The organism is Streptomyces sp. NPDC014733 (assembly GCF_043083385.1).
GTDB lineage: Bacteria > Actinomycetota > Actinomycetes > Streptomycetales > Streptomycetaceae > Streptomyces.
This window is the reverse complement of the sequence record NZ_JBIBYO010000004.1, coordinates 373,933-396,245: the sequence shown is the minus strand read 5'-3', so window position 1 is coordinate 396,245 and position 22,313 is coordinate 373,933. Positions and strand designations below refer to the sequence as shown.

General features: G+C 69.7%; 19 protein-coding genes and 4 pseudogenes. 13 read left to right on the top strand and 10 right to left on the bottom strand.

The features are described 5' to 3' along the window. Positions 1-204: 204 nt before the first annotated feature. Complete coding sequence (locus tag ACF1BH_RS12915; RefSeq protein WP_391642500.1) at positions 205-1,506, top strand: restriction endonuclease fold toxin-2 domain-containing protein; 1,302 nt, start codon at positions 205-207, stop codon at positions 1,504-1,506. A 15-nt stretch (positions 1,507-1,521) separates the two neighbouring features. After that, a complete protein-coding gene (locus ACF1BH_RS12910; RefSeq protein ID WP_391642499.1) occupies positions 1,522-1,914 on the top strand; it encodes a hypothetical protein in 393 nt (130 codons plus the stop codon). Positions 1,915-2,267: 353 nt separating this feature from the next. On the opposite strand, the pseudogene ACF1BH_RS12905 reads toward ACF1BH_RS12910, so the two are convergent. Continuing rightward, positions 2,268-2,766: pseudogene (locus ACF1BH_RS12905) on the bottom strand (hypothetical protein). Next, complete coding sequence (locus tag ACF1BH_RS12900) at positions 2,763-3,458, bottom strand: hypothetical protein (protein ID WP_391642498.1); 696 nt, start codon at positions 3,456-3,458, stop codon at positions 2,763-2,765. Before ACF1BH_RS12900 ends, ACF1BH_RS12905 begins: the two are co-directional and overlap by 4 nt. A 768-nt stretch (positions 3,459-4,226) precedes the next feature. Between ACF1BH_RS12900 and ACF1BH_RS12895 the strand changes: the two are divergent. The 7 genes and pseudogenes from ACF1BH_RS12895 to ACF1BH_RS12865 all read left to right on the top strand — a co-directional run. After that, a pseudogene (locus ACF1BH_RS12895) lies at positions 4,227-4,370 on the top strand (site-specific DNA-methyltransferase); the annotation flags it as partial. Positions 4,371-4,954: 584 nt separating this feature from the next. Then, positions 4,955-5,971 carry an AraC family transcriptional regulator gene (locus ACF1BH_RS12890; RefSeq protein WP_391642497.1) on the top strand — a complete coding sequence of 339 codons (1,017 nt, stop codon included), beginning with the start codon at positions 4,955-4,957 and terminating at the stop codon, positions 5,969-5,971. Between the two features lie 171 nt (positions 5,972-6,142). Next, complete coding sequence (locus ACF1BH_RS12885) at positions 6,143-7,201, top strand: 3-keto-5-aminohexanoate cleavage protein (RefSeq protein WP_391642496.1); 1,059 nt, start codon at positions 6,143-6,145, stop codon at positions 7,199-7,201. Between the two features lie 26 nt (positions 7,202-7,227). Continuing rightward, entirely contained in the window at positions 7,228-8,199 is a 972-nt protein-coding gene (locus tag ACF1BH_RS12880) for a quinone oxidoreductase family protein (protein WP_391642495.1), read from the top strand. 60 nt (positions 8,200-8,259) lie between these two features. Beyond that, complete coding sequence (locus ACF1BH_RS12875) at positions 8,260-9,135, top strand: TauD/TfdA dioxygenase family protein (protein ID WP_391642494.1); 876 nt, start codon at positions 8,260-8,262, stop codon at positions 9,133-9,135. Next, on the top strand, positions 9,119-10,387 hold the full coding sequence (locus ACF1BH_RS12870) for an MFS transporter (protein ID WP_391642493.1): 1,269 nt from the start codon (positions 9,119-9,121) through the stop codon (positions 10,385-10,387). The genes ACF1BH_RS12875 and ACF1BH_RS12870 overlap by 17 nt, the downstream gene beginning before the upstream one ends. Positions 10,388-10,406: 19 nt before the next feature. Continuing rightward, positions 10,407-10,994: an RBBP9/YdeN family alpha/beta hydrolase gene (locus ACF1BH_RS12865; RefSeq protein WP_391642492.1), complete on the top strand. Its 588-nt coding sequence runs from the start codon at positions 10,407-10,409 to the stop codon at positions 10,992-10,994. A 111-nt stretch (positions 10,995-11,105) separates the two neighbouring features. Here ACF1BH_RS12865 and ACF1BH_RS12860 read toward each other — a convergent pair. Beyond that, positions 11,106-11,279 (bottom strand): annotated as a pseudogene (locus ACF1BH_RS12860) (two-component sensor histidine kinase); the annotation flags it as partial. Between ACF1BH_RS12860 and ACF1BH_RS12855 the strand changes: the two are divergent. From ACF1BH_RS12855 to ACF1BH_RS12845, 3 genes are read left to right on the top strand one after another with little or no spacing between them, the layout of a single operon-like run. Next, a complete protein-coding gene (locus ACF1BH_RS12855; protein WP_391642491.1) occupies positions 11,266-11,610 on the top strand; it encodes a hypothetical protein in 345 nt (114 codons plus the stop codon). The pseudogene ACF1BH_RS12860 and the gene ACF1BH_RS12855 sit on opposite strands and share 14 nt — an antisense overlap. A 26-nt stretch (positions 11,611-11,636) precedes the next feature. Continuing rightward, positions 11,637-12,002, top strand: a complete 366-nt coding sequence (locus ACF1BH_RS12850; protein ID WP_391642490.1) for a hypothetical protein — start codon at positions 11,637-11,639, stop codon at positions 12,000-12,002. Then, positions 11,945-12,220: a DUF418 domain-containing protein gene (locus ACF1BH_RS12845; RefSeq protein WP_391642489.1), complete on the top strand. Its 276-nt coding sequence runs from the start codon at positions 11,945-11,947 to the stop codon at positions 12,218-12,220. The genes ACF1BH_RS12850 and ACF1BH_RS12845 overlap by 58 nt, the downstream gene beginning before the upstream one ends. Positions 12,221-12,426: 206 nt before the next feature. Here the strand turns inward: ACF1BH_RS12845 and ACF1BH_RS12840 are convergent, their stop codons facing one another. The 5 genes and pseudogenes from ACF1BH_RS12840 to ACF1BH_RS12820 all read right to left on the bottom strand — a co-directional run bounded on the left by ACF1BH_RS12840 (position 12,427) and on the right by ACF1BH_RS12820 (position 18,447). Then, entirely contained in the window at positions 12,427-13,815 is a 1,389-nt protein-coding gene (locus tag ACF1BH_RS12840) for an aminopeptidase P family protein (protein WP_391642488.1), read from the bottom strand. An 85-nt stretch (positions 13,816-13,900) separates the two neighbouring features. Then, a pseudogene (locus ACF1BH_RS12835) lies at positions 13,901-14,347 on the bottom strand (FAD-dependent monooxygenase); the annotation flags it as partial. Positions 14,348-14,972: 625 nt separating this feature from the next. Beyond that, a complete protein-coding gene (locus ACF1BH_RS12830; protein WP_391642487.1) occupies positions 14,973-15,233 on the bottom strand; it encodes a hypothetical protein in 261 nt (86 codons plus the stop codon). Between the two features lie 95 nt (positions 15,234-15,328). After that, a complete protein-coding gene (locus ACF1BH_RS12825; protein WP_391642486.1) occupies positions 15,329-17,458 on the bottom strand; it encodes a germacradienol/geosmin synthase in 2,130 nt (709 codons plus the stop codon). A gap of 17 nt (positions 17,459-17,475) precedes the next feature. Next, positions 17,476-18,447 carry a hypothetical protein gene (locus tag ACF1BH_RS12820; protein WP_391642485.1) on the bottom strand — a complete coding sequence of 324 codons (972 nt, stop codon included), beginning with the start codon at positions 18,445-18,447 and terminating at the stop codon, positions 17,476-17,478. 188 nt (positions 18,448-18,635) lie between these two features. On the opposite strand from ACF1BH_RS12820, the gene ACF1BH_RS12815 reads away from it, so the two are divergent. Then, entirely contained in the window at positions 18,636-19,094 is a 459-nt protein-coding gene (locus tag ACF1BH_RS12815; protein ID WP_391642660.1) for a DDE-type integrase/transposase/recombinase, read from the top strand. 494 nt (positions 19,095-19,588) lie between these two features. On the opposite strand, the gene ACF1BH_RS12810 is transcribed toward ACF1BH_RS12815, so the two are convergent. Beyond that, complete coding sequence (locus tag ACF1BH_RS12810; protein WP_391642484.1) at positions 19,589-20,635, bottom strand: peptidoglycan-binding protein; 1,047 nt, start codon at positions 20,633-20,635, stop codon at positions 19,589-19,591. Beyond that, a complete protein-coding gene (locus ACF1BH_RS12805; RefSeq protein ID WP_391642483.1) occupies positions 20,635-22,272 on the bottom strand; it encodes a DUF6519 domain-containing protein in 1,638 nt (545 codons plus the stop codon). Before ACF1BH_RS12805 ends, ACF1BH_RS12810 begins: the two co-directional genes overlap by 1 nt. Positions 22,273-22,313: the final 41 nt, after the last annotated feature.

Below are 22,313 nucleotides of genomic sequence, written 5' to 3'. Positions count from 1 at the left end.
AGTAGACCCAGACGTCGTATTCCAATCCTCGCTGGACTTTCTCAGGACCAAGGACTTCGTCTACAACATCGCCTCCGGCCTAGCAGGAGATCTATCCAACTCGGCAGGAATGGCGGGCGACGATAGTACCGCGCACAGTTTCGCCACAAAATACGAACCAGCCGCACGTTCAATCGTCTCCGCGATCGGTAAGCCGGGCAAGGTATGGCCGCCATCTCCAGTCGGCTGCTCGCCATGGCCACCAATTACCTCATGGCGGAAGACCATGCAACTCGTGCCCTCGCAGGGAAAATTGACACCACAAGCCCGCTCAAGTCGAGCCCAGGCGCATGTGACCCCAGCCAGGCACACAACTCCCTTCCCATGGTCACTGGCTCCAAGGAAGTTCACGAAATCCCAGTCATAGGGAAGTTCTGGCCGCAAGGTGACCCGGAAAAGCTCCGCAACGCTGCCCATACATGGGCTACCTGTGCCGACTTGATCGACGAGGCGCAGGGCAATGCTCGACGGCACGCGGCAGACGTCAAGGAACAGTGTCGCGGCGAGGCATTCGATCGCTTTCACGACTACACCGCCAAGGTCTACAGTGACCGCGCCAGCGGCGGGAAAAGTACCTCACCTTCACTGCCACTGATGGAGAACATCTCCGCCTCATGCCGCCTCATGCATGATGCGTGCAACGAATACGCAGACGCCATCGATACCTGCCGCCACACCTTGATCGGACTGGGCGTCGCCGCTGGTGTCGTCACTGCAGCGGGCGTCATCCTCACCGTCTTCACCCTCGGTGCCTCGGACGGAGCAGCAGCAGCCGGAGACGCCGCCCTGGCCGGGGAAGCCGCAGCCGCAGCTGGCGTCCTCGCCACAGCAGAAGCCGACTCGGCGGCCGCGGCAGCCGTCGCGGAAGCAGAAGCCATCGTCGCCCGCCTCGCCGCCCAGCTCAACGTAGGGGCGGGCACGCTGTCAGCCAACGGTGCCACACCGACAAACCTCCTCTCCTCCAGCTCCCCGGCCGGCCCCGTAGGGCCGGTCCCGCCACCGACTCCACCGCCCTACCCGCCCTACAGTCCCAGCGAGCAGGCCGCAGCAGCTGCATGGATCCAGACCTGCCCCCAACGGGCACCCAACTATGGGAACGCAGAGGACCGCGCCTACCAAGTGCGTGTCGCCGGCAGCCCCGAACGGAGCGTGGACGGCGCCGACGGATCGAAAATATGGGCCGATGGATACCGGCCCGCCGACGGCGCGCTCATCGACGCGAAAAACGTGCGCAAAATGGGCTGCAGCCCACGGCAGTTACGGGGAATACACGAAGATTCCTTCAGTACGGGCCTGATGCTCGGTAAGGATGACAGTGAGATAGCGCGCTACGGAGAAGCCCTGAGGAACCCCAACAATCACGCGCAATACCTTGAAGTTGACACGCCCGATCAATCGACGGTGGGGTACTGGCAGTACCTCTGCGCAAAGCACCACGTGCCGAGCAACGTCCGTCACGTCCCCTAGCGTGGGAGAGAAATCGTGATCACCGGAATCTTCATCGCTGCCCCTGAAGGCCACCAGTGGGCCCTGCGCATCGAAGAGTTCGAAAGTGCACTACAACAGCGCTTCCCTGATGTGCGTACGGCGACCCGTCATTCTCCCGTCACCGGAAACCGTGCTCTCGATTTCGATGTGGAGATCAATGGCGAGGATGTATGGGGTTCCTATGTCGACCGCACGAACCTGGTTCTTGCGGAAGGGGAACCCTCGCTCTGGGCAGAATCTGTCACTTGGTTTCTCAGCCTTCTCCCTGATGACGCCTCAGCTGTAGCTATGGTCGAGGCCAACCCTGACGAGGTCGCTCCAGTCCGCAGAGACGCGAACGCCGACTCCATCACGCTGCTGCTGGAAAGCCTCTGCGAAAGGGCGTAACCAGATGGGCCGTTGACGCAGCCACCGCCCAACCGAGGAGAGCCCACCCGGCCGGGGCGGCGCTATACCCGGGTGAGCCTGCTCATAATGGGAACTGCAGAGCGTGGGATGCTTCGCCTGGCCATCGAGGGATCCTCCAGGATGGGCCCGGCCCCTTGGGCTCCGGGCCCATCGTGTCCGGAGGCCGTGCGCCCCTTGAACTGGTTGATGCGCTTTGCAGGAGTGCCAAGTCGCCGCCGCAGGGAGCTCGTCGCGATCTCTCACCCCAACCCACGCAGCCCCGCCAACTGGCTGACGCCCTTCAACTCGCCGGTAGGCTGGGAGCCGGTGCCTGCCGGAGCGGGCACCAGCGGTCAGAAGTAGGGATTCCCGGTCGACCGGTCGGACGCGGTGGCGGCATCGAGCAGCTCGGTGAGGTCCTCGGGATCGGAGGCGCGCTGGTCGATCCACCACCCGGCACGGGTGAGAGTGCGGGCGGTCTCCTCCATCTCTGCCCACTCCGTCTCGCTGGTCTCCCCTTCGACAACCAGGGCGGTGTAGGCGGCGGCCAGGACCTGGTGGCGGCAGCGCACGCCCCAGGTGACGGCTCGCTCAGTCCCCTCCAGAGGAGGCATCCGGTACTGCTGCGATCAGGCTTCGGATGCGGCCTGTTCTTCGGCCCGCTTGGCCTTCAGCCAGGCGGCCCGTTCCTGTTCGTCGCCGTCCTTGGAGGCCCGCCAGCAGTCGGTGCACTCCTGCTTGGCGAGCCACGCGGCGAAGCCCGCGCGGCGGTCGGCCGCCCGGTCGGACAGGTCACGCCCCGGCCGAGTGGCCGCAGGAGTGGCTGATCTGCCAGATGGTCTTCACGGTCATGGGACCTGCTCCTTACGAGAGGGGCAGCGGGTGCGGGAGAAGGCGATGCGCGGGTCGACCGGGCTCCCTGCCAGGGCGGAGGCGGTGGGAGCGGGAACTGGCGGCTTGCCCGGGAGGACGGCGCAGGCGGGGCTGGCGGCGAGCGCGGCCGCGCCGAGGGGGGACGGGCGAGCGGTGAAGCCCTGGCCGTGCTCGGGGCGGACCGCGGGCGTGGGCGCAGGGGAGCGGCGCGCCGATACGTCCCGGGCGAGGCGGGGCTGTACAGCTACCTGGAGACCGAACCGGTGCATCGACACCGTGGTGTTGGCGACCTTCTCCAGGGCCTCGCTGGGGTCGATGGAGAGGGTCAGTGTGTAGACGTCCAAGTCAGGAGCATGCCGCCAGCCGTGCTCTTCCAAGACGTGTTGGCCGGCGAGTGCGGAGGAGTGGTCGCTGGTGGCTGCAGCGATACCGAGCTGCGGATTCGCGGCGAACGCGACATCGGGCTCTGCCCGCGGGACCAGGCCACGGTCGAAGGCCGCGCCGGAGTCCAGCGTGGGGTCGAATGCCGCGTCCGCGTCGACCTGATAGCCGGCCTTGCGCAGCAGCGCCACGGCCCGGGTGGCGCGGGTGGGTCCGTCATGCTGCTGGTCAGCCAGTGCGTACAGCGTCGGGTGGTCCGGGACGGGGTGGAAGTCGAGCCGTTCCAGCATCCAGGTGCCGGCGGCGAGTTGTTTCGGGTCCGAGGCAACGACGCCGTAGTCGGGGTGGCGGCCGACTGCGCATCAACACTCTGTGAACTGTCGGTCGAGCAGGCGGCGGAGGCGCTCCCGGCGCCGATGGCGAGGATCGGGACGGCCAGCAGCAAGGGTGCGGTGGCGCAGAGCCCGACCGTGGCTCCGACGGTCTTCTTCATCGCCGCCGCCGTTCACCAAGGCGACCACTCCGGACGCAGAGCGGCGCCGGGTCAGGGCGTGGGCGTATCAGGGCATGCTGCATCGCAGCGGCTCCTTGAGGTCGTAGGAGGCGCGGTGCCGACTTCTCGTGCAAAGCCGTCGGCACCGCGCCGATGTGAATCCGCCTCTTGGGGCGGGCCCGGGGCAGGGGAGTTGGTAGCTCCCGGACGCCGGTATCAGGTCACTTGCGGCAGCCAGTCGCGCTCGTAATCTCAGGCGATACACAAGGGGCTCCTCACGGAGTCGAGAACGGGGAGAACGGGCTGCCCGAGCCACGCACGAGACGCAAAAGCCCTGGTCAGCGCAGGTCAACAGGGGCGGAGCTGGGCTCCTTCCCAGTGATGAGGCGAGACAGTAGAGCGGATTTCCGGCCGCACCAAACGACTCCCATGCCCGGCCCTGGAGCACGGCACGGGTCGTTGGGTGCGGCTGGGAATCGCGGCTAACCTCCGGCGCGCCCCGCTCGACGACACCGCCGTCCGGAGAGCGGGGCCATTTCCTTCGCGCCCTGAGAGAGGCCCCTGCATGAGCTACACGCTGCACCGAGGCGACGCCCTCACCGTGCTGAAGAACCTGCCCGACGAGAGCGTCAACACCGTCATCACCGACCCGCCCTACAACTCCGGCGGACGCACCAGCTCGGACCGCACCGGCCGCACCGCCCGCGCCAGCATCGCCTCCATCCCGGCCTCAATCCGACGTTGAAGCTCAACCTCCAACGCCACCGTCGAACCCCGAAGCTCCACGTCACGGCCAGCAGCATCCTGCTGAAACAGCATCAGGTCGGTCACCAGGCCCCCTCCGCGATCGGTACAAGGGGGTAATCGAAACTGGCATACGAGTCTTCCGAGAGGAGCCACTGGCTGTGGGAACTACCTGTGACCTCGGCGTGGGCCAGCTCAGGCCGCCGCAGCTGAGGCGCGCTGCGGGCGGGGCTGGCCACCGGAGTGGGACCTCCCGACAACCACGGGCCGCGCCGCCTCGTTTCGCGTACGCGGTGATGTTGCGATCCTCGGCCGCCCCGAAGGGCCGTCGGGGTGCGGGAGCGGCTCCGCGTGGCGCCGGGGAGCGGAACCCTGGAAGTGTCCGTGAAGGCGAGCCGATATCGCGGGACTGCGGATGCGGCGAGGCGCTGTGTGCCGGAATTCCGTAGGGCTTCGCGGTGGTGTCACACCAGGTCGCGGCCCGGTGCATCGCTTGACCTCGGGGAACGAATGGCCTATCAGTTTGGGACAGATCACTGGAGCGCCACGATGAAGCCACTGGTCCGCAATGCAGCGCTGAGCAGCTACATGGAGCTCAGCGAGTCCCTCGGCGTCGATCCGCACGCCCTGATGAAGTGCGTGGGACTCGACCCGGTCGGGCTCGCCGTCCAGGACCGGTGGATATCCGGCACCGCCGTCACCGACCTCCTCGAACTCTCCGCCGTGGCCGCCCGCCGCGAGGAGTTCGGCCTGCTGCTCGCCGCGCGTCGCCGCTTCTCGAATCTCGGGCCCATCAGCCTCGTCCTGCGGGAGGAGCCCGATGTCCGCAGCGCCCTCCAACTCCTGATCCGCCACGAGCGGATGTGCAACGAGATGATGCGCAGCCGGCTCACCGAGGCGGACGGACTCGCCACCGTCAAGGTGAGCCTGGAGCTCGGTGAGGCGCGCCGGGCCCGGCAGGCCATCGAGCTGGCCGTCGGTGCCTTCCACGGATTTCTGCGGGTCTTCCTCGGTGCCCGCTGGCGGCCGGTGTCCGTGTGTTTCACCCACGGAGCCCCTCGCGACGCCACCGCACACCGGCGTTACTTCGGGCCGGTGGTGGAATTCGGCCGGGAATTCAACGGACTCATTGTCCACGCCACCGCGCTCGACACCCCCAACACGATGTCGGACCCCCTGCTGCGCGGCTACGCCCGCCAGTATTTCGAGTCCATCGTGGTGACGTCGGAGACCACCGAGCTGGACCGGGTGCGCGAACTGATCGAGGTCCTGCTGCCGACCGGGCGCTGCTCGATCGAACAGGTCGCGGGGAGCCTGGGCATCGACCGCAGAACCGTCCACCGGCATCTGGCCGCGTCCGGCGAGACGTTCTCCTCGCTCGTCAACGCCACGCGCGCACAGCTCGCCGAGCAACTGGTGGCGAACCCGCGCCGCTCCCTGACGGAGATCTCCGGCCTGCTCGGCTTCTCCGCCCCCAGTGCCTTCTCCCGCTGGTTCCGCGACCGGTTCGGAGTCAGCGCACGCGAGTGGCGCACCCGCCGGGCGGCCGGCCCTGTCCCCAACTGACAAGTCTCCTGTCACCTCCGGTGAAGCGCGGCACGTCACCCGCTCCTAACGTGGCCGTACCGCAAGGAAAACCGCAGATCCCGGAACAACGGCCTTGCGGGCGCACCGAGTTGACCCGACGGCGACTGGCGGTCCTTAAGGCCGTCGCCTGCGCTCACCAGGAGATGACCCGTGCACTTCCTCGATGACTCCCTGCTGCCCGAGAACCAGGAGAAGCTGGTGATCCAGGCCGCTCCCTACGGCCCGGAGTGGCTCCCCGGCGACACCGACGACCTGCCCCTGACCATGGACGAGCACGTCCAGGCCGCCGTCGACTGCTACCAGGCCGGCGCCACCGTGCTCCACATCCACGTACGCGAACTGGACGGTCATGGCTCCAAGCGCATGTCCATGTTCAACGAACTGCTCGGACGGCTGCGCGAGGCCGTTCCCGACATGGTCCTGCAGATCGGGGGATCGATCTCGTTCGCCCCCGAGGACGAGGGCGCCGAGGCGAAGTGGCTGAGCTACGACACCCGTCACCTGCTGGCCGAACTCACCCCGCGCCCCGACCAGGTGACGATTGCCATCAACACCAGCCAGATGAACATCGTTGAGATCATGTCGGACGACGACCTGGCCGGCACCTCGATCGCCAAGCCCGACTACTACCGGGCCTACCGCGACATGGTCGTCGAGGCCGGTCCCGACTTCTACCTCGAACACCTCAAACGCCTGCACGACAACGGCATCCAGCCGCACTTCCAGCTCGCCACCATGGCCCAGCTGGAGACCGTCGAGCGCCTCATCCGCAGCGGCGTCCACACAGGCCCCCTGGTCCTCAACTACGTGGCCATCGGCGGCGGGTTCGCCGGGCGTCACCCGGCCGACCTGATCGAGTTCGTCCGCCGGGTCCCCGACGGCGCCGTTCTCACCATCGAGTCCTCGATGCGTGCCGTCGCCCCCATGAACGCCATCGCCATCGCCCTGGGCGTGCACGTCCGCGTGGGCAACGAGGACAACCTGTGGGCGCGCAAGGGTGAGCGCATGAGCTCCGTCCGGCAGGTCGAGCAGATGGTGCGGATCGCCGACGCCCTCGGTCGCGACATCGCGAGCGGCGCGGAGGCCAAGGAGATCTACCACCTCGGCGAGTACTACGCCGACACCGACCAGACCCTGAGCCGCCTCGGCATGGTGCCCAACCGGCGCCCCGGACAGCGCGGGTTCATGCTCCGCGACACCACCCGCTGACCACCACCGAACGAAGAGAGCACTCCGTGGCACACGCCATCCGCTTCCACGAGACCGGCGGCCCCGACGTCCTGCGACGAGAGCAGGTCACCGTCGGCTCTCCGGGCCCCGGACAGGTCCGCGTCCGGCACGAGGCCATCGGCCTCAACTTCGCCGACACCTACTTCCGCACCGGCCTCTATCCCGCGCCGCTGCCCGCCGGTCTCGGCGTCGAGGGCGCCGGGGTCGTCGAGGCCGTCGGCACGGGCGTCACCCACGTCGCCGAGGGCGACCGCATCACGTACACCGGCAGCCCGCTCGGCGCCTACAGCACCGAACGGATCATGCCGGCTGCCCCGCTGATCCGGTTGCCCGACGGCATCGACTGCGAGACCGCCGCCGCGATGACCATGCGGGGCCTCACCGCTGCCTACCTGCTGCGCCGGATCCATCCGCTGAAGCCGGGGGACACCGTCCTGCTGCACGCCGCGGCCGGCGGCGTCGGCCTCATCGTCTGCCAGTGGGCGAAGCTGCTGGGCCTCACCGTGATCGGCACGGTCTCCACGGAGGCCAAGGCCGAACTCGCCCGGGCCCACGGCTGCGACCACACCATCCTGTACCGCCGGGAGGATGTCGCCGCGCGCGTGCGGGAGCTGACCTGTGGCGCAGGTGTGCCCCTCGTCCTCGACAGCATCGGCAAGGACACCGTCGCCGGGTCCATGGCCTCCCTCAGCCGCCGCGGCCTGCTGGTGTGCTTCGGCACGGCGTCCGGCGTGCCGCCCCTTGACGCGATGCAGCTCGCCGTCCACGGCTCGCTGTTCGTGACCCGGCCCGCGCTGGCCGACTACATCGCCGAGCCGGCGGAGCGGGACGATCTGGCCGGCGAGCTGTTCGGCCATGTCGCCGCCGGCCGGATCGCGATCCAGATCAACCAGCGCTACGCCCTCGACGACGCCGTGGCGGCGCACCGTGCACTGGAAGCGGGCCACACCACGGGTTCGTCCGTCCTGCTCCCCTGAGCCCCCGAACACTCCGAGCCACCCCGCCGTTCCGAGCCCCCGAACCGCAGGAGCGCACACATGACTCAGACCTCCACCCGGACCCGGATCCAGGCCGAACCGTTGACCTGCACCATCGGAGCCGAACTGCACGGCGTCCAGCTCAGCGACGCCACCCGCGACGACGCACTCTTCGCCGAGATCAAACAGCTTCTGCTCCGCCACAAGGTGTTGTTCCTGCGCGATCAGGACATGACCCGGGCCGAGCACGTCGCCTTCGCCTCCCGCCTCGGCCCGCTGGAGGACCACCCGGTCCTCGGCAGTGACCCCGAGCACCCCGGCCTCGTCCGCATCTACAAGGACCTGGACAGCAAACCCGAACACTACGAGAACGCCCTGCACTGCGACGCCACATGGCGCGACTGTCCGCCGATGGGCGCCGTGCTGCGCTGTGTCGAGACCCCCGAGGTGGGCGGCGACACGATCTGGGTCAACATGGTGGAGGCCCACCGCAGGCTCCCCGAGCACATCCGCACGCAGATCGCCGGCCTGCGTGCCCGGCACAGCATCGAGGCCAGTTTCGGCGCGGTCATGCCGAGGGAGGAGCGTCATCAGCTCAAGGCCCGCTACCCGGATCCGGAACACCCGGTGGTCCGCACCCACCCGGAGACCGGGGAGAAGATCCTCTTCGTCAACGCCTTCACCACCCACTTCGTCAATCATCACACCCCCGAGAACGTACGGTTCGGCCAGGACCACGCCCCCGGCGCGAATCTCCTGCTGAACTACCTGATCAGCCAGGCGGCGGTCCCCGAGTACCAGGTCCGCTGGCGCTGGACCGAGAACAGCGTGGCCATCTGGGACAACCGCTCCACCCAGCACTACGCGGTCCAGGACTACTGGCCCGCCGTCCGCAGGATGGAGCGTGCCGGGATCGCCGGTGACCGGCCCTGCTGAGCCGGTGACCCGCCGCTACGCGTGGCTGGTGTTCGCCCTCAGCTTCGGACTGCTGCTGTCCGACTACATGTCGCGGCAGGTCCTGAACGCGGTGTTCCCGCTGCTGAAGGCCGAATGGACGCTGTCAGACGCCCAGTTGGGGTCTTTGAGCGGCGTCGTCGCCCTCATGGTCGGCGTGCTGGCCTTCCCGCTGTCGCTGCTCGCCGACCGCTGGGGCCGGGTCAGGAGCCTGGTCGTGGCCGCGGTGGTGTGGAGCCTGGCGACCCTGGGCTGCGCCGTCTCCGCGAGCTACGGCCAGATGTTCCTGGGCCGCTTCATGGTCGGCGTGGGGGAGGCGGCCTACGGAAGCGTCGGCATCGCGGTGGTGCTGAGCGTGTTCCCGGCACGCCTGCGGGCCACCCTCTCCGGCACCTTCATCGCCGGCGGCGCCTTCGGGTCCGTACTCGGCGTATCGATCGGTGGGATCCTCGCCCAACACGTCGGCTGGCGCTGGACGTTCGCCGCCATGGGCCTGTTCGGACTGGCCCTGGCCGCGGTCTACGGCATCGTCGTGACGGACCGGAAAACGGCATCGGCCGATGCCGGAACGGGCGGCGCACCGGACACCGGGAAACCGCTGCGGTCGCTCCTGCCGCGGCTGTTCTCCCCCCTCTCCGTCCTGTGCGCCTACGTCGGCAGCGGATTGCAGATGTTCCTCGCGATGGCGCTGTTGACCTGGATGCCGAGCTTCCTCGACCGCTCCTACGGTCTGGCACCCGCCGAGGCCGGACTCGCCGCCGGCGTCTTCGCGCTGATCACCGGGGTCGGCATGGTCGGCGGCGGTATGGTATGCGACCGGCTCGGGCGCCGGAACGCCCAGCTGAAATGGACCGTCGCCCTTGTCTGCAGCGCCGGTTCGTTCATCCTCCTCACGGCAGGGTTCCACCTCCCTCCCGGCGCACCGCAACTCGTCCTCGTCGGCCTCGGCACCTTGCTGTCCAACGCAACGGCCGGACCTGCCGCCGCCATGGTGGTGAGCCTGACCCCGGCTGCCGTCGCGGCGACGGCCATGGCCACGCTCACCCTCGCCAACAGCCTGCTGGGCCTGGCACCCGGACCAGCGGTGACCGGAATCCTCGCCGGCCATCTGGGCCTGCCCGCCGCCCTCCGCATCATCCCGCTCGTCTCGCTGGTGGCGGGCTCGGCCTTCGCGTTCGGCAGACGCCATCACGACAAGGGCCTCGTCCCGCTCCCGGGCCGGGCCGGGCCCTGAGAGAATCGGAGTTCCCGACATGAACCCCACCCCCACGGTCGTGCTTGTGCCCGGCCTGCGTGACCACCTGCCCGACCACTGGCAGACGGTACTCGCCACCCGGTTCGCCGGAGCCGTGACCGTGCCGCCTTCGGCGCACGCCCGGCTCAGCCGCGACACGCAGGTGACGGCCTTGAACGACACACTGTCCCGGATCCGGGGACCGGTCGTGCTCGTCGCGCACAGCGCCGGGGTACACACCACCGTCCACTGGGCGGCCCGGCGCCAGCGCCCGGTGCGCGGCGCCCTGCTCGCGACACCGCCGGACTTCGACATCCCGCTGCCCACAGGCCACCCTGAACCACAGACCCTGCGGGAGAACGGCTGGCTGCCGACCTCGAGGACGCCGCTCCCGTTCCCCGCCGTCGTCGCGGCGAGCGCGGACGACCCCATGGCCCGGTTCGGCCGGGTCGTCGAAATGGCCCACGACTGGGGCAGCCGTGTCGTGGACCTCGGCCCGGTCGGACACCTCAACCCGGCATCCGGATACGGGGACTGGCCCCAGGCCCTGGACCTCCTCCGGGAATTCGGCTGCCGCCCGGCCCCGGACACCGAGGCGCCCGCATGAGTGCGCACCACCGCTACACCGCCGGCTTCCTGCGGCGGCAGGAGAAGCAGGTCGCGGCGGGCAGGGAGCACACCCGCCCGCGGATGGCCGGACGGATCCCGTCGCCCGCCTTCACTCCGTCCATCTGGGCGCGCGCAGCCGTACCGCGTATCCGCCTTCAGTCGTCGGCCCGGAGGTCAGGGTGCCTCCCAGGAGCTCGGCGCGTTCGCCGAGACCGGTCAGCCCGTGGTGGGAGCCGGGCAGGGGCAGGGCCGGGCGGTCCGGTGGCGTGTTGGCGACGTCGATGACCGGCCGCCGCGCTCCCAAGACCGGGCGCGAGGGCCGTCAGGCCGTCGTCAAGGTCCTCATCCGGGCCGCGATCCTGCTGGTGCTGGGCACGCTGCTGACCATGACCGGCACTCCCGTCGAGGTGATCCTCGCCTATTACGGGTTGTATTTCGTGCTGGTGCTGCCGCTGTACCGGCTCGGCGCCGGGCCGCCGGCCGCCCTCGCCGTCGGCACGGCGCTTGTGCTCCCGCAGGTGCGGTTCGTGGTAGCGGGAGCGGCGGTCCGGGAGCGGGCGGTCTCGGTGGCGGCCTGGTCGATCTGCTGGTCACCGGCAGTTATCCTGCGCTGAGCTGGCTGCCGTTCGTCATCGCCGGGATGGCTGTCGCCCGCCTCGACCTCGCCTCCACAGCGGTCCGCCTCCGCCTCGCGCTCACCGGCGCTGCCGCCGCTGTCCTCGGCTACGGCGGGTCCTGGCTCGCCCTGCCCCTGGTGCCGGGCGCCGCGGGAGCCCTCGCCGGGGCATACGGGCTCGGTGGGGGACCCGGTGCAGGCACCGGAGCGGTGATGTCGGCGTGGTGGTCGGACATCGCGGGCGATCCGGCCCACGACACCCCGGCCTGGCTGCTGACCGCCGCACCGCACAGCGAGACCACGCTGTCCATCCTGGCAACACGGGAGTCGCTGTGCTCGTGCTGGTCGCCTGCAGTCCGGCTTCCTTGCGGCGCCTGGCCCATCCGGTGATCGCGGTCGGCACCATGTCCCTGACCGAGTACGTCTTCCACATCGTCGCGATCAACCTGCTCGGTTTCGAGGAGCTGCCGGGCGAACCACTGCCGGTCCTGATCGTATTCACCGTGGTGACCGCGCTGTTCGCCGTCTCCTGGTCACGGCATTTCCCGCGCGGACCGCTCGAATCCTGTCTCAACGGCGCCACCCGGATCGCGAGGCACATCAAGTGAACCGTGCCGCCGCATCGGCCGCACCGCTCTTCACCGGCGCCCCGGCAGCGAAGCGAGCCCGCCGGGGCGCCCGGGGTGGCGCGGTGGCGGGCGTGGCCACCGGGAGCGGGCGGGGCGGGCCGCCGTGGCGGTCCGCCAGGGGCGCGTGGGAACACGGGTGACGCTCCGGCCGCCCAGGGCGCGTCACCCTTCGGTGCGCTGCCCTCTCACCCCTCCAGGAGAGCGCCCATCCAGGCTTCGATCGCGTCCGGAGTCCTGGGCAGTGCAGAGGACATGAGCTGAGCCCCCTCGGCGGTGATGACCAGATCGTCCTCGATGCGCACCCCGATGCCGCGCAGTTCGGGCGGCAGCGTCTCATCGTCCGGCTGGAAGTACAGGCCGGGCTCCACGGTCAGGACGTTGCCCTGCGCCAGAATGCCGTCCAGGTACGCCTCGGCGCGTGCCTGGGCGCAGTCGTGCACGTCCAGGCCCAGCATGTGGCCGCTGCTGCACAGTGTGTAGCGGCGATACCGGTCGCCCTGCGGAGACGTGAGGATTCCCCACTCGGCCAGCCCCTCGGCGATGACCCGCATCCCCGCACGATGGAAGTCGCGGAAGGTCGCCCCGGGGCGCAGAGCCGCCATGCCCGCTTCCTGTGCCGCGAGGACCAGTTCGTACACCTGGCGCTGGACGGGGGAGAAGCGGCCGGACAGGGGCAGGGTGCGGGTGATGTCGGCGGTGTAGAGACTGTCGGTTTCGACCCCGGCGTCGAGCAGGAGGAGCTGGGCCGGGTCGAGCGGGCCGTCGTTGCGGATCCAGTGCAGGACGCAGGCGTGGGCACCGGACGCCGCGATGGTGGCGTACCCGGTGCCGTTGCCCTCCGCGCGGGCCCGCAGGTTGAACACGCCCTCGATCCAGCGCTCGCCGCGAGGGTGGGCGAGGGCCCTGGGCAGTGCCCGCACCACGTCGCCGAAGCCGGCGGTGGTGTACTCCACGGCGAGCCGTAGCTGCGACACCTCCCACGCGTCCTTGACCAGCCGCACCTCGCTGAGCGCTGCGCGCAGCTCGGGATCGGTGGCGGCATGGCGGCCGGGTGGCAGCTCCCCGGAGCCGTCGAGGGGGGTGCAGCGGATGCCGGTCAGGCGCTCGGTCTCGTCGAGGTCGGGCCGGCGCCCCACCCAGAATTCGCCGTGACGGCGGTCACGGTAGAACTCGTCGCTGCCGACGCGGCGGGGGGAGCGGGGCCGGATGTGCAGAACCGCCTCGTGTCCCGAAGGTCCGCTCGGCTCCAGGACGAGGACATGACCCACCTGATCCTCGCCGGTCAGGCCCGTGAGATGGGCGTACGCGCTGTGCGGACGGAACCGGTGGTCGCAGTCGTTGGAGCGGACGCTGAGCTCACCGGCGGGGACGATGAGCCGTTCACCGGGGAAGCACGCGGACAGGCGCGCCCGCCGTTCGGCCGTCAAGTCCGTGACGGGGAGCGGAGTTTCACCGGTAGGCGGGCTCCCGGCCCAGTCGCCCGCCATGAACGCGGCCAGTTCCGGGGACACGGGGAGGTCATGGCTCGTGGTGTTGAGGCGCCCGGAGGCGGGGCGTGCGGGCAAGCCGGCCATGGGGTCTCCAGGGGGTGAGTGCCGCAACGGCTGAGGTGGCGGCAGCGGGTCCGTGAACGCTCTCCGGACCTCGGGCGGCTCCGGATCAGTGCAATGTCACATTGCCAGATCCCTTGGCGTAGCGGTACCTCGCCTTTCGGAAATCCGGGGGGGGGAGAGCGGGCCCGGTGTAGTTCGCCGCGAGTTCTGCCGCCGCGTGGCGTGAGGAGGCGATGCGGTCCAACTGGGCCTGCTGGAGGCGGGTATCGAAGGAGGACTGGTCCGGCGCGGTGTGGAGCGCCGTCGTCAGGGCATACGAGAAGTGCTCGGCCCGCCATATGCGCCGCAGACAGATGTCGGAGTAGGCGTCCAGCAGTTCCGTGGAACATGAGTCGTACAGCTCGGCGAAGGCGCCGGCGAGGACCGTGATGTCGGAGGCGGCGAGGGTGAGACCCTTGGCCTCGGTCGGTGGGACGGTGTGGGCGGCGTCGCCGGCCAGCAGGACCCGGCCGTACCGTATCGGTTCGGTGACCCGACTGCGCATCGGCAGTGGCCCGCCGCCACTCCCGGGTGAGCCAGTTGAGTTCGTGATGTCAGCGTGGCATCGGCCCTCGCGTCGCTGGGCGAAACGGCTGCCTTGGCCGCCGAGGAGCTCGTCACCGCGGGGAAGCTCACAGCCGACCGACAGCGCGGCGTCGACGGCCTGGCTGGGCGGGGGCACCTATGCGGTAGTTGCGTTGTCGCGGTTGTGGCCGTATGCGTATTCCTTCCCGTGGCCGGTCGCCCGGCAGACGGCCGGTGCTGTGGCCGACCGTCTGCCAGGCGCATGCGGAGAGGGACTTCCCGTCTCGAGAACCCTTCCTGCCGGGCCGCGTGCCAGTGCCTTGACTGTCACCACACGATGAACCTGGTGGCGGCCGCTGACAGCCAGCGCGGAGTCGGCTCCGCGCAACGCTCCCTTGGCAAGGGCTGGCCCACAGCCATGCGTCGAGGCTCCCGCATCGACAAGCCTCACAGCTACGCTGAGGGTTGCCCTGACGGAGTTTGGCGGACACGAATGTCGACAATCCGCGGCGGGAGGTCCGGCTGAGCTTCCTGGGTTGATCCTGAACCGGTCGCCTCTGCCGGGGCCGATGGGCCCCGGGGGACGTCGAGCACGACGGGTCCCACCTTGGTGATCACCGTCTGGACCGGGTGCCGTTGCGGGCATTGCCGTCGGCGGCCTTGTCGTGGCCGAGGTGGTAGGTGATCTCGCCTTCGAGGGCAGACAGGAGCTTCTTCGTGCGCTGCTGCAACAGCCTGCCCCGGCCGGTCGGCGTGACCCCGTCGGCCTTGGCCCCGTCCACCAGCTGGTTGATCAGAGGGCCGTCCAGAGCGTCCGGTGCCCCGGCGGGCTGCGCTTTCTCGGCGGCCTCATCCGAGACGCACACCTCTGTCATCGGCTGTTATTGAGCCAGAACCGTGAGGTTGCATTCTTGTACTGCGCTGGCCGGCCGTGATGTGACCTGGCGGCAGGCAACCAGGCTATTTCGGCTCAATACTTCCTGTTCGAAGATCCACCGTTGACCGTACAGACCTTCCCGCGGGTATAGCGGGTGGTTTGCCGGTACCACTGGTTGTCCCCGGCCAGCCACTCTTTGAGTGTGGTGATGAACCGGTCGATGCGGGCTCGGTCTTGGGGTGTGAGACACATGTCCTCGCACATGGCGGGGATGGCGGTCCTCTCTGTCTGGACGAATTCCTGGGTGCGTTGGGTGAACAGCCGGTAGGCGATGTCCACGGCTTGCTGTGTCGGGCAGCCGAAGAACCTTTCGAGGACGAGGACGCCGTTGCAGAGTTCGCCTTCTTCTTCGGTCTCCTTGGCGTAGGAGTAGATGTCGTTGCGGATGCCGATGGTGTCGGCGTAGGCATTGACGAGGGTCTGGAGCTCTTCTCGTTCCCATACACCAACAGGGAGTTCGTGGCCAGGGGTATGGACGGTCAGGGCGATGGAGATAGGGGTGCCGGAGGTGCGGCGTCGCATTTCGAGGTAGTCGACGGGTTCGGGCACGAGGCCGCGAGCGCTGTGGTCGAGTTCCCAGAGGGCGGTGGCAGCGAAGTCGTTGATCCCGTCGGGGAAGCGCCTGCGGAGGGCAGGAGGCATATGGGGAGCAGTTCGCGCCCAGGCGTCGGCGAGTGCGGCCTCCACCGGGTTGGCTGGGGCGGGGGTGGCGTGCAGGTCGCCGGGCATGAAGAGGGGGATGCGGTCGACGAAGGCAGCAGCTCCCACGGTGTCCCTTGCCTTCTTGAAGACGCGGGCCATGTAGTCGTCGATGGCGAGGGCGACCATGTCCCACTGGCAGACGCGGGTGAGCTGTTCCTCGTCCGCGTCGGGGTGGGTGAGGGCGGCGAACAGCGGCCAGTCCTCCCCGTTGAAACTTTCCTCCGTCCACAGTGGTGGGGCGAGGAGTCCGACGGTGCGGGCCCAGGTGCGGGTGCGGTCGCGAGCTGGAGCGAGGTGAGGACTCCGGCGCGATGGCCAAGGGAGGTCGAAAGACGGCAAGGCGAAGCGGTAGCCGGGTGTGGAGGGGATGGGCGCGCGGCCGGGGATGCGAGGCGCGGGGAGGGGGCGCCGTAAAGAGGAGGTTCCAGGGCCGCTGGGGCCACGGAGCAGGAGTGCGGTGCGACGGGGGCCGTGGGCGGCATTGTTCATGTAGCGGGAGGAGCGGGCGTGCCACTCATGGCTGCCTGCGGTCCAGTCCTTCAGCCCTTGCACCCACGCCTGGACGGCACCGCATGCGTCCCCGGTGGCGCGGTGCTCGGCGAAGAGGCGGGGAAGATCGTGACGGGCGGTGCGTGCGAACTGCCGCAACCGGGCGGTGCGTACCTGGTTGATCCATTCCGCGGAGTCCTGGAGGCTCGTGCCCAGGAAGTTGCGGGCCACGAGGACGCCGTTGTTCAGTTCCCCCTCGCTCTCGGTTTCTCGCTGGTAGGAGAACAGGTCGTTGAGGAGGTGCACGCCGTCAGCGAAGGTTTCCTTGAGTACCTGGATCTCTTGTGCCGTGGCGAGGGCTGCGGGTAATTCCCTGCCCGTGGCCAGCTCGACCAGGTCTGCGCTCCAGGGTGCGCCGCCGGAGGTGCGGCGGATCTTCATGTAGGCCAGCGGGTTGAATATCTCCCGGCTTTTGATCGCTGTCACTTCGTGGAGGCAGTTGATGATCAGGTGCCGACAACTCTGGGAGAACCGGCGCTGAAAGTGCTCGCTCATCCCTGACACGGTCCGGTGCCACAGATCGGTCAGGGCGTTCTCGTCCGGGTTCGTCGGGCGCGGCACGGGCGTGGGCCGGGAGGGACAGAAGAGAGCCAGGCGCTCCACGTAGGACTTGGCACTCTCGTAGTCTCCGGTGTCCTTGTAGCAGCGCAGGAAGCGGTCGTCGAAGAAGAACACCCAGACGTACCAGGCGGTGAGCAGGTCAAGGGTGTCCCTGGGGCAACGCGGGTGAACGTAGGCGTTCATCAGGGCGTAGTCCATGGCGTCCAGTGCTGTGGGTGTCCAGATGGGGGAGCCGTCGGGGCCGCGGCAGTCCAGGAATCCCATACGCTCCGCCCAGCGCCTGGCGTTGTGGCGGGCGGTGGGCAGATGGGGGTTGAGGTGGGCCGGCCAGGGCCGGTAGAGGTCTGGCATGGTGAACGGTTCGGGCGTCATCGCTTCGTAACCTCGTCGTGGATGGAGATGCCTTCGAGGACTCCGACGGCGTCGGGGACGAGGACGGCGAGGGAGTAGTACGCGCTGATGAGGTACGACATGACAGCTCTCTTGTCGATGCCCATGAAGCGAACGTTCAACGAGGGTTCGTACTCGTCCGGAAGGTTGGTCTGGTGAAGGCCGATGACTCCCTCATTGTCCTCGCCGGTGCGCAGTGCGATTACGGGGCTGGTGCGCTGGTCGCTGATGGGAATTTTCGAGCAGGGCAGGAGGGGGATACCGCGCCAGCCCAGGGCGCGGGTGCCCAGGCATTCGACGACATCGGGGGAGATTCCGCGTCGGGTGCACTGGCGGCCGAAAGCCGCGATCACTTCGGGGTGGGCCAGCAGGTACTGAGTGCCGCGCCGTGCGGTGATCAGGATGTCGAGATCGTCCTGAGTGGGGGGCCCGCCTGCCACCGTGATCCGTTGTTGTGACCCGGCGTGCGTGAGGAGCCCGAACGTCGGGTTGTTGACCATCTCGTGCTCCTGCTGCTCCCGTACGGCCTGGACGGTGAGGCGGATCTGTTCGTCGAGCTGGTTCATGGGGTCGCTGTAAAGGTCGGCAACGCGAGTGTGGACGTTCAGGACGGTCTGGGTGACCGACAGTCCGTACTCGCGTGGATCTTCCTCGTATGCCATGTGGGATGAGGGCAGTTCAGCACGCTCATCGTGTCCGGAGACCATGCCGTGTCCTGCGGGGACGGCCTGATTGACCCGATAGGTCCCGCCGGTCACCTCGACCCAGGGCAGGAGGCGCAAAAGCCACCGGGAGGTGATGCCGCGCATCTGCGGGCGGGTCTTGGTGGTGGTGGCGATGTTGCGGGCGGCTCGTGTGGACAGACACAGAGGCTCGTCCAGGCCAGGGACATCAGCGGTGACGGCGAAATCGGTGGACTGCGCGCTTTGGGCCTTCTGTCTGCGGGGCATGGCACATATCCCTCTCAGTCGAGTGCGGGGTGCTGCCGTCAGGGCCGGAGCGAGCCGGAACGAGCGGATGAGGACCTGGTCACGAAGATCCGGGCCGTCCGCGCCGACTCCGGCCGGCCCCGCGCATCACCGCGGAGCGGCGGGACACCTACGGCACGGCGGGCCACGAGAAGAGGGTTGCGCGGGTGATGCGCAAGTTCCGCACCACCGGCATCCGCCTGCGCAAGCGGGTCCACACGACCGTTCCGGAGCCGTCGGCGACACCGGTGCCGGACCTGTTCCCGCGGGGCCTCACCGCACCCGTTCCGGACCTGAAGTGCAGGGGAGACGTGACATATCTGCCGGTCGGAGACGGTGAGCGCCCCTACCTCGCCACAGTCTTGGACTGCTTCTCACGCCGCATCGCGGGCCGGCCGATCGCCGACCGCATGCGCACCGATCCCGTCGCCGCAGCGCTGAAGGCGGCCGCCCACGCGCGGACCACCAAGTGGCGTGCCGTGCCGCCGCGTTCATTCCACATCGGCTGTACAGGCGTTGGCCACCGTAACCGCGGGAGCGCCTTCCCGGTCGGCGCGGCAATGTCGGCCTTGCTCGATGACCTACCGATCGATCCGTCGGAGAGGTGCACCTCCTTCCGGCAGGGCTGATTCACGGGTATGGAGCATTGCTCGATCTCGTGCGTGGGCATCGTCCTCCCGTCCGCCCGGCTGATGCCGACGCAGAACGGGGGCCGAAAGGAAGGACCCGGCTGCGCAAGCCCGGCTCCACCGCCCGGCGGGCCTGGACCCGCAGTCTCCTCGCATCGGTGACCGGGGGGTGCTCTCCCGTCATGACACGCTCCACGGCAAGAGGGCTGCGCCCGCGGGCACCGACGGCACACCACGCCTTTCAGAAGTCCGTCATGCGGGCACGCATCCATCAGACACCTTTCCGGGCTATCACGGAATCCTGCCGTCGAGATCGACACGTGAAGGCGTTGAATGCTTGCGCGCTTGTGAGATGCGTCAGGAGGCGTTCCCGCCCGACGGGGAACGCGGGCGTCATGTCCGGCCGTCAGCACCACCGCCGTCCGGCGGCACTGCTCGCCGGGACCGGCACCCCGCATCCGGGCCCACCTCAACCCGCACCCCCGTACCGGCCCTCACCCAGGCGCCCCGGCGGAGGTGTTCGGTACGTGGAGGTGGTCCCAGGTGACGCGGCCCGGGATGCCGTCCGCGTCCTTGCCGTGGAAACCGAGCTTGCGCTGCCAGGAGGCGTAGGACTTGCGGTGGGCCTCGTTCCAGTCCGGGCCGGGGCCGTGCCGGTAGCGGTCGCAGCCCTCGGTCACCAGGCGTTCGCCCATCGCCGCGATCACCGGGCTGCGGGTACCGGGTCGGAAGAACTCGCGTCCGGGGAAGGGCTCGTAGGGCGGGTGCCGGGGCATCGGCGGCACCGGAGACGGACGGCCGTTACCGCTCCCGTCGGCCCCGCTGGGCCCACCTGCCTCATCGTCACCTCCGCCGGGGGCGTTCCCCAGGCCCCTGGCGCCCGGCCCACCGTCCCCGGGACCGGTGCCCGCGCCCTCGTCCGTGCTCGGCGCCGGCGGTCCCTCCGGGGCGCCGGACAGACGGGTTCCGATCCGGTCCCGGAGCGTGTCCATGGAGAAGCCGAGCGGGTCGATCTTCTCCCGCTGCCACTCCTTGTGGCCGATGACCGACCGTGCGCCCCAGCCGTGCGCCCGGCAGAGCGCCGCCGCGGCCTTCTCCACGGCCAGCAACTGGGCTGTCGGCCACGGGTCTTCACCGTCGCCGAGGTTGATGCACTCGAAGCCGTAGAAGCGGCGGTTGCCGTCGGTGTCGGAGAGGTGGGGCCTGGGGAGCGCCTCCTCCTCGATGACGGCCTGGAGGACGTTGCGGTCGCCGAGACCGGCGTGGTTGGCGCGGCCGTTGCCGACGAGGTGGACCTCGCCGGCCTTGTCGATGACCCCGTGGCACAGCGGGCCGGGCAGGTCCGGGCGCCCGTCGTAACAGAGGTTCACCGAGGCGTCGGTGCCCTCGGTGGCGGTGTGGTGGACGACCACCCCGTTCACCGGGCCCCAGCCGCCTTTGGTGTTGCGGTGGTGGCGGCGCCAGTCGCGGACCTCGTGGACGACCAGGCCCTCCGCCCGTAGCGCGGCGAGGAGTTGGGTGCCGGTCAGGGGAGTGGCCATCAGTCCACCACCCCCGTCTCGTCCACCTGGGCCTCGGCCTCCGCCGTCGTCTGCGAGCGGGGGTGCGCCGCAGCCGCGCCGGTCGGCGGTGTGCCGGTGCCGCCGTCGTCGGAGTCCGGAGTCGCTGTCCCGTACGGATCGTCCGGAGCCTCCGGCCCGCCCGCCGGGGCCGCTGCCGCATCGTCCGCCGCCTGGACGGGGGTCGCCAGCGGCCGGAACGCGTACCGCAGGTCGGGCACGGCCTCCTCGCCGTGCACCCAGGCCAGCGGGGCGTAGTGGACGACGATGCCCAGGGGGTGCCGGAGCAGCGGGCGGCGCGCCGGGTCGGTGGGCCACTCGACGCCGCCGGTCGCGGTGCGGGCCGGGATCAGCCAGAAGTCGCCGGTGCGGTAGCTGCCGCCGGTCTCGAAGTACACCTCGACGCCGTCCTCCAGCGGCAGCCAGCCGCCCTCCTCGACCGGCACCGCACCGTGCCGGAGCCGGCCGGCCCGCTCGCCGCGGCGGACCGTCCGGTGGTGGCCGGGCTCCTGGTGGTCCCAGCGGCGCAGGAACGGATGGAGCTCGGGCCGGCGGCCCACGCCCGGCGCCGGCTCGTCGGAGAGCCGCACCCGGCGGCCGGGCAGGTCGACCTCCTCCACCCGCAGCAGCGGCGCCGCCTCGCAGCGGCTGCTGTACGCGGTGTCCACGAACTCCACCCGGTCCCCGACGTGGAGGGAGAGCCTGTCGTCGCCCCCCAGGGAGGCCAGTTCCACCCAGGTGCCGTCGAGCGCGTCGACGGGGAAGGCGGGGGAGGCGTTCTCCCGGGACCACTTGAACGTGGCGTCCTCGGCGGTGCCGCCCTCGTGGACCTCGACGCGGTAGAGCTGGTTCTCCGGGCCGCGGTAGCGGGCCTCCGGGGCGACCAGGCAGGGGTCGTCGTCGCCGTGGTCGGGGCGCCGGCTGCGGGCCGCCAGCCGGCAGGCCGGGGCGGCGGCCTCGCGCGCCCAGTCGGCGAAGGCGGCGTGGATCTCCTCGGCCGGCGGGTTGTCACCGTCCAGCCGCAGCTCGGACGCGGGCAGCGGCAGCACCTGCCACACCACCTTGGTGCGGGCCGCGGTGTCCGGCAGCGCGGCGCCCAGCGCCACCTCGCGCAGCGCCGGGTCCTCGGCCGCGGTGACCAGCCGCTCCCACACCTTGAGGTAGACCAGGTAGGGGAAGTGCGAGGGGAGGCGGTCGCCCGGGCGTTCGGGGTCGCGGAAGGCGTCGGGCTGGTTCCAGTACGTCCAGGTCCCGTCGGCGGGGGCGTCCGTCCCCGCCGGGTCGGCCTCGCCCTCCGCGGCGGGGGCCGTCGGCACCGGTGTGCCGGGCCGGGGACGGGTGGCGTCGCACAGGATGCCGTCGACGTAGTAGCGGCCGCCGCCGATGACCAGATCGTCCAACTCGTGCGGGCCGCCGCGCAGTTCGACATGGAAGCCGGTGGCGCCCTGCGGGCCGCCGTGCCGGCCGATCAGGTCGGCGGCCAGCGTGCGGGACCGGAACAGCTGGATCGCGGTCTGCTCGTTGGCGTCGGCGTCCAGCTGGACCCGGCCCTGCTGCGCCACCACCGCGGAGTAGTGGCGCTCCGGCCGGTGGGTGAGACGGGAGAGGTCAGCGTGCATGGAAGGGATCCCCCTCGAACGGAAGCTCTGACGGTCGGTGG

Excerpts from the sequence above, each read along its gene's own strand:
- ACF1BH_RS12825 (WP_391642486.1), bottom strand. The coding sequence starts at position 17,458 with ATGCCAGACCTCTACCGGCCCTGGCCGGCCCACCTCAACCCCCATCTG.
- ACF1BH_RS12875 (WP_391642494.1), top strand. The coding sequence starts at position 8,260 with ATGACTCAGACCTCCACCCGGACCCGGATCCAGGCCGAACCGTTGACC.
- ACF1BH_RS12830 (WP_391642487.1), bottom strand. The coding sequence starts at position 15,233 with ATGACAGAGGTGTGCGTCTCGGATGAGGCCGCCGAGAAAGCGCAGCCC.
- ACF1BH_RS12820 (WP_391642485.1), bottom strand. The coding sequence starts at position 18,447 with ATGCCCCGCAGACAGAAGGCCCAAAGCGCGCAGTCCACCGATTTCGCC.
- ACF1BH_RS12810 (WP_391642484.1), bottom strand. The coding sequence starts at position 20,635 with ATGGCCACTCCCCTGACCGGCACCCAACTCCTCGCCGCGCTACGGGCG.
- ACF1BH_RS12900 (WP_391642498.1), bottom strand. The coding sequence starts at position 3,458 with ATGCTGGAACGGCTCGACTTCCACCCCGTCCCGGACCACCCGACGCTG.
- ACF1BH_RS12850 (WP_391642490.1), top strand. The coding sequence starts at position 11,637 with ATGGCTGTCGCCCGCCTCGACCTCGCCTCCACAGCGGTCCGCCTCCGC.
- ACF1BH_RS12915 (WP_391642500.1), top strand. The coding sequence starts at position 205 with ATGGCCGCCATCTCCAGTCGGCTGCTCGCCATGGCCACCAATTACCTC.
- ACF1BH_RS12890 (WP_391642497.1), top strand. The coding sequence starts at position 4,955 with ATGAAGCCACTGGTCCGCAATGCAGCGCTGAGCAGCTACATGGAGCTC.
- ACF1BH_RS12840 (WP_391642488.1), bottom strand. The coding sequence starts at position 13,815 with ATGGCCGGCTTGCCCGCACGCCCCGCCTCCGGGCGCCTCAACACCACG.
- ACF1BH_RS12865 (WP_391642492.1), top strand. The coding sequence starts at position 10,407 with ATGAACCCCACCCCCACGGTCGTGCTTGTGCCCGGCCTGCGTGACCAC.
- ACF1BH_RS12805 (WP_391642483.1), bottom strand. The coding sequence starts at position 22,272 with ATGCACGCTGACCTCTCCCGTCTCACCCACCGGCCGGAGCGCCACTAC.
- ACF1BH_RS12815 (WP_391642660.1), top strand. The coding sequence starts at position 18,636 with ATGCGCAAGTTCCGCACCACCGGCATCCGCCTGCGCAAGCGGGTCCAC.